At 33.3% G+C, this 6,095-nt stretch carries 7 protein-coding genes; all 7 read right to left on the bottom strand.

What is annotated here, in order from left to right; all coding sequences use genetic code 11:
• Positions 1–753: sporulation protein YqfD (locus ACW2QF_RS12240; protein WP_455716288.1), on the bottom strand; the 753-nt coding region annotated here is incomplete at its 3' end.
• 15 nt (positions 754–768) lie between these two features.
• Positions 769–1,137, bottom strand: coding sequence for a YabP/YqfC family sporulation protein (locus ACW2QF_RS12245; RefSeq protein ID WP_455716289.1), 369 nt, complete (start codon positions 1,135–1,137; stop codon positions 769–771).
• 223 nt (positions 1,138–1,360) lie between these two features.
• A complete protein-coding gene (gene rpsU / locus ACW2QF_RS12250) occupies positions 1,361–1,537 on the bottom strand; it encodes a 30S ribosomal protein S21 (RefSeq protein WP_033166800.1) in 177 nt (58 codons plus the stop codon).
• Positions 1,538–1,686: 149 nt separating this feature from the next.
• Positions 1,687–4,341, bottom strand: a complete 2,655-nt coding sequence (gene alaS / locus ACW2QF_RS12255; RefSeq protein WP_455716290.1) for an alanine--tRNA ligase — start codon at positions 4,339–4,341, stop codon at positions 1,687–1,689.
• 356 nt (positions 4,342–4,697) lie between these two features.
• Positions 4,698–5,345 carry a hypothetical protein gene (locus tag ACW2QF_RS12260; protein WP_455716291.1) on the bottom strand — a complete coding sequence of 216 codons (648 nt, stop codon included), beginning with the start codon at positions 5,343–5,345 and terminating at the stop codon, positions 4,698–4,700.
• 52 nt (positions 5,346–5,397) lie between these two features.
• Positions 5,398–5,886, bottom strand: coding sequence for a hypothetical protein (locus ACW2QF_RS12265; protein ID WP_455716292.1), 489 nt, complete (start codon positions 5,884–5,886; stop codon positions 5,398–5,400).
• Positions 5,887–6,095 (bottom strand): hypothetical protein (locus tag ACW2QF_RS12270; protein WP_455716293.1); only part of this gene is annotated, 209 nt, incomplete at its 5' end.

Raw genomic sequence — 6,095 nt, forward strand, 5'->3', positions numbered from 1 at the left:
TTCTATATCCGCATCTGAAACAACAGTTTCTTTTCGGACAATAACGTCAAAATCTCCCATAATGTCTACAATTCCAGAAACTAATACATCACCCTTCTTCACCACTGTTCCTGTTTTTACTTGAGGAACTCCGCTCCTTGTTATTATAGAAGTAATAATCCCATCTTTATTCGCAACTATATGACACGGGTCTGTCCTTCGTACAACGGGCTTTGGAATATTTGTTTCCTTAATCTTAATCAACAATCTGGTACCACGTATTTCGGCAGATACCCAACCAATATCTGGATACTGCGCTCGAATTTCTTCTTCAATTTCTTGACAGCTAACTTTCCTTTTCTGAATTCCTGTATATACATTATTTTTCCTCAGAAATTTAACGATAGCTTCATCAGTATGCTTTAATTCACCAGAAATACTAATTTCCCAGATGAATAACGACATGATATAAACTAAAATACAGCATAATAACACACCTATTGCAAATACTTTTCTTTTACGATATCTATGTAATAAGAATGGGAACCCATATCTCTTTTTAATGAATGGTCTTGTCTTTGTTTTCTTTACAATTTGTTTCAACTCTCGAAATCCCTGTACACTTATAAAAAACTCATAACCATTTTCTACCTGTCTTAAATCCCAAATCAATATATCTCTTGCACTACATAGGTTGATGAAACGTTCCGGTGAATACCCTTTAATTCGCACGAGAAGGTATCCACGAAACCATTTTACAATTCGAATCAGCAAACGAAAACCTCCTTACTAACAATATTTGATCGAATGTACAATCCCAGAAACTCTCATTTCGTCATTCGTAAAATATTTGATTGTAAGGTTCGTTCCCTCTATGCAAATCTTACCTGTTTTCGTCTGTACTTTAATAACTGCAGAATTATATTCTATTATTCCTTTATAATTTTCTATGCACAAGCTACAGCGCCCCGTAGTTGTAATAATTGGAGCACCAGCAATCATATCTCCTGGTAGATGTAGATTATTCGATAAGGATTCAAGATAAGTTTCCTTTTCCTCAGGTGTAACTTTCTTGTTGGAATTTTCAAACTGTTTATAGAGAGTCTTTTTAGACTTCTTTTTAAATGTGTCATGACTCGACTTCAAACTTTTACCCATCTAACTAGTATGCCCCTTTCTAAGGCTTGAGACTTTCGTTATTTCTTAACCTAGCCTCCCGCACATAGTAGTACTATAACAGTATATGATTAAAGACAAAAAGTTTATACACAGTTTATTACCAAATTCATACATCTCTTATAATCGTAAAAAACCCTTAATCATAAAATGATTAAGGGTTCATTGTCTTTTTACGTAGTGCAAATGCTACACTATTTTAAAACTATTTAAATTTACGTTTACGAGCAGCCTCTGATTTTTTCTTACGTCTTACGCTTGGCTTTTCATAATGCTCTCTTTTACGTATTTCTTGTTGGATACCTGCTTTAGCACAGTTTCTTTTGAATCTGCGTAGAGCACTATCTAAAGTTTCATTGTCTTTAACAATTACATTTGACATAGTCTCACACCTAACCTCCCTCCAGTTGTGTATTGTGCCTATACAACTGTTTGGGTATAATTTGAATAGCACTATCAATATTATAGTATTTGCAACTATAAATGTCAACATTTTTTTGCAAAATTTCTTATATTATAATAGCAGAAATTTTATAGTTGTTGTTCCAATACTTCTGTTACCTTTGCAATTGCTTCATCAATTCCCGCAGGATTCTTTCCACCAGCTTGTGCCATGTTTGGACGACCACCGCCGCCGCCACCAACGATCGCTGCTATAGCCTTAATTAGGTTACCTGCATGCGCTCCTTGTTTCATTGCTCCATCTGTTGCCATAGCAATCAGATTAACTTTGTCACTACCTTGAGCAGATGCAAGAACAATTACACCTTCACCTAATTTTTCTTTTAATTGGTCACCTAAAGTACGAAGACCATTCATATCTACATCAGGTACTTTTGTAGCAAGTACTTTCATACCTTTTACTTCTACTACTTGGTTCATAACATCACCAAGTGCATCTTTTGCTAATTTATTCTTTAATTTTTCATTTTCAGCTAAAAGAGTTTTTATTTCCTCTTGCATTGTTTCGATTTTCTTAGATAACATAGCAGGTTCTGCTTTTGCAACTTTGGAAGCATCATTAAGTGTTTCTTCTATATGGTTATAATATTCGAATACACCTTTACCTGTTAATGCTTCAATCCTTCTTACACCAGCTGCAACACCTTGTTCACCTATAATTTTAAAAGCTGCGATTGTACTTGTATTACTTACATGAGTACCACCACATAATTCTCTACTGAAATCTCCAGCAGATACTACACGTACAGTATCTCCATATTTTTCACCGAATAATGCCATCGCACCAGATTTTTTCGCATCTTCAATTGACATTTCTTCTGTTTGAATTGCAATACTAGCTTCAATTTGCTCATTAACAATTGCTTCTACTTTGGCAATCTCTTCTTTTGTTAATGCTGAGAAATGTGTGAAGTCAAAACGAAGACGATCTTTACTTACATAAGAACCAGCTTGTTCAACATGATTTCCAAGAACCATCTTAAGTGCTTTTTGAAGTAAATGTGTTGCTGTATGGTTCTTACCTGTTGAAGTTCTTCTCTCTTCTTCAACTACTAAAGTAACAGTATCGTTTACTTTAATAATACCTTCTTCCATCTTACCAACATGACCAACTTTTCCACCTTGTAATTTAACAACGTCTTCTACTATGAAGGTAGCGTTTGCAGTCTTAATTACACCAGTATCATTTAACTGACCACCCATTGTAGCATAGAAAGGTGTTTCATCAACGATGATTGTACCAGTTTGGCCAGCTACTAATTCATCTACAATTTCAGTTTCTGTGGTAATAACAGTAACCTTACTATCATGAGAGAAACGATCATATCCTACGAAAGTAGAAGTGATTGCCGGATCAATAGATTGGTAAACAGTAACATCAGCACCCATATAATTAGTCACTTCACGAGCACTTCTTGCTGTTTCTCTCTGTACATTCATAGCTTTTTGGAAACCTTCTTCATCAACTAAGAAACCTTTTTCTTCTAAGATTTCTTTTGTTAAATCAAGCGGGAAACCATAGGTATCATATAACTTAAACGCATCTTCTCCGTCTAATGTATTCTTACCTTCATTCTTAAGGTTTTCCTCTAAATCAGCTAAGATACTAAGACCTTGATCGATGGTTTTATTGAAGTTATCTTCTTCTATTGTTAGTAATTTAAGGATATATTCTTTCTTTTCTTCTAATTCAGAATATCCATCTTTTGATTCAGCGATAACAGTCTTACATAAATCAGCAAGGAACTTACCATTGATTCCAAGTAATTTACCGTGACGAGCAGCTCTACGAAGTAATCTTCTAAGAACGTAACCTCTACCTTCATTAGACGGAATAATACCATCAGAAATCATAAATGTTACAGAACGGATATGATCTGTAATTAAACGAATAGAAACATCGTATTTTTCATTAGTTTGGTAAGTTACTCCTGCAATTTCACATACTTTATCACGAATTGCTTTCATCGTGTCTACATCATATACAGTATCGACATCTTGGACTACAACTGCTAAACGTTCAAGACCCATACCAGTATCAATATTCTTTTGACTTAATTCTGTATAATGTCCGTTTCCATCACTTTCAAATTGAGTGAATACGTTATTCCAAACTTCCATAAAACGATCACATTCGCAACCTACTTTACAGTCAGGGTTTCCACAACCGTATTTTTCACCACGATCATAATAGATTTCAGAACATGGACCACATGGACCTGCACCGTGCTCCCAGAAGTTATCACAGTCACCGTTTTCATCTCTTTCAAAACGTGTGATTCTATCAGCGGCTACACCAATTTGTTTTGTCCAAATATCAAACGCTTCCTCATCTTCAAAGTAAATGGAAGGATAAAGACGATCTTCTTCTAACCCAATTACTTCTGTTAAGAATTCCCATGACCAAGCGATTGCTTCTTTCTTAAAGTAATCACCAAATGAGAAGTTACCAAGCATCTCAAAGAAAGTAAGATGACGTGCTGTCTTACCTACGTTCTCAATATCACCTGTACGAATACATTTTTGACAAGTTGTCACTCTTTTTCTTGGAGGTATCTCTTGTCCTGTAAAGTATGGTTTTAGTGGTGCCATACCTGAATTAATTAATAATAAACTTTTATCGTTTTGTGGAACTAATGAAAAGCTATTCAATCTTAAATGATCTTTGCTTTCAAAAAATTCCAAATACATTCTTCTTAAATCATTAAGTCCGTACACTTTCACTGTGTTTGCCTCCTGCATATATTCTATTCGAATGTGTTCAATCAACCACAAACTTGCATAGATAGATATAAAAATTAATTATGGACTCTTGTCCTAATTCTAGTTATCTATTATAAATTGTTCTATAATTTTTGTCAACTAAAGTGACAATACTACAGCATCGAAAGGTAAATTTGTTACGTTCTTCATTGTACTCGTCTGAGTTTCCGATTGTTTCAGTGGTAATGCTGCAAACCAGATTGTTCTTTTTTTGATATCCTACATCGAACTCAGTTCCGACTATTAACACAAGCATTCTTTTATTTTACTTCATCTTCACGGAAATTCCGAGATTTCAATCACATTTAATTTTATTGTTATTCGATATTTCTTCGATCAATTACATCGGTAATTGCCCCTTTCATAGGATCAATTTTCAACTCATAAATCGAATATGTTGCATCTTCTGTTTCATATATCTCAAAATACCAAATATTTTCACTACACCCTACTATAATTTTAGGTTTTTCATATACAGCCAGATAATTCTCCCCCAGCAATGATTCTACCATATCAAATAATTCTGGAATATCAATAATCCAATTTTGTGCATCTAACTCCTCTTCACTTCCTCCTATTAATTGATTGGCATTACCATAAGAAGAAGAAAAATTATAGATACAATTTTTACTCATACTAATATCCACCGTAGCGTCTGCATCTAGTTTATCTGTAACATTCCTTTCATAGAAAAAATATGTTATGTCTCCATGCCTATTTTTAATTTGCTCTTTACCTATGAAGCCAACATTAATATATTCCAAATACATAGTATCTCGCCATTTTTTAGCTCTTTTTGATGCATAAGGAATTCCTTTCTTGATTGTATCAATCGTTTCATCTAAACGTACTTCCGTTTGATCCCTTTGTTCCTTTGGTTTTGGATTATCATCAATACCACACCATATTATAAATAAAACACATACACATATTATTATCATAAAGCAAAAATATTTACGTCTCATAAAAACCTCCATAAATAATAAATAACCTTTTTAGGTTACATCACCGAGCTATTTAATATTTAATCATTTTGTTAAAGTCATGAAAAATATCATAATATTCTATAACAGCTTTTCCGTAAGCTATATTGCCATTATACTGCCCTATTACCTTAATTTGCTCTTGCCTTGTTGCTTTACTTATATCTATATTTAGTTTTCTTGCTTCATTCTTTAAAACCAAAGCAACATAATAAATATTTGTTTCATCATCCTGTAATTTTTTCCACATTTTCCATAAATCCTCTTCTTTATTTGAATCTAATTTATAATTTCTATTGATTCCTCGTTCAGCATCTATTGCAGTTTTAGCAAAAATCTGTCCTAAACCTGTTGAGCAGTCGCTACATCGTTTTTGTATTTTTTCTATACCAAACATTTTACATATCTGATAATCCGAAAAAGGTATATCTTTAGGAATATAATAATTTTTTACCAGTAGATCCATGCCAATATCTTCATACCCATAGCATATTAATTCTCTGAATAAAACTGCCTGTATCATTTATTTTGGAACACCTAATTCTTTGCTTACTTTATCAATAGTTTCACTATATTTGAGCACTATAGACATTGCCTTAGAAGTTGAATAAACCGACTTGAGTTTAGTCGTAAATTTCAACTCTTTTCTTTTATCCCTAAGCCGTAACAATAATATTAATATTGCCTTTTCATTTTCAGACATTTCATCTATATAAGAATGTTTGTTTATGG

The sequence above is a fragment of the Anaerosporobacter sp. genome (genome assembly GCF_965301125.1).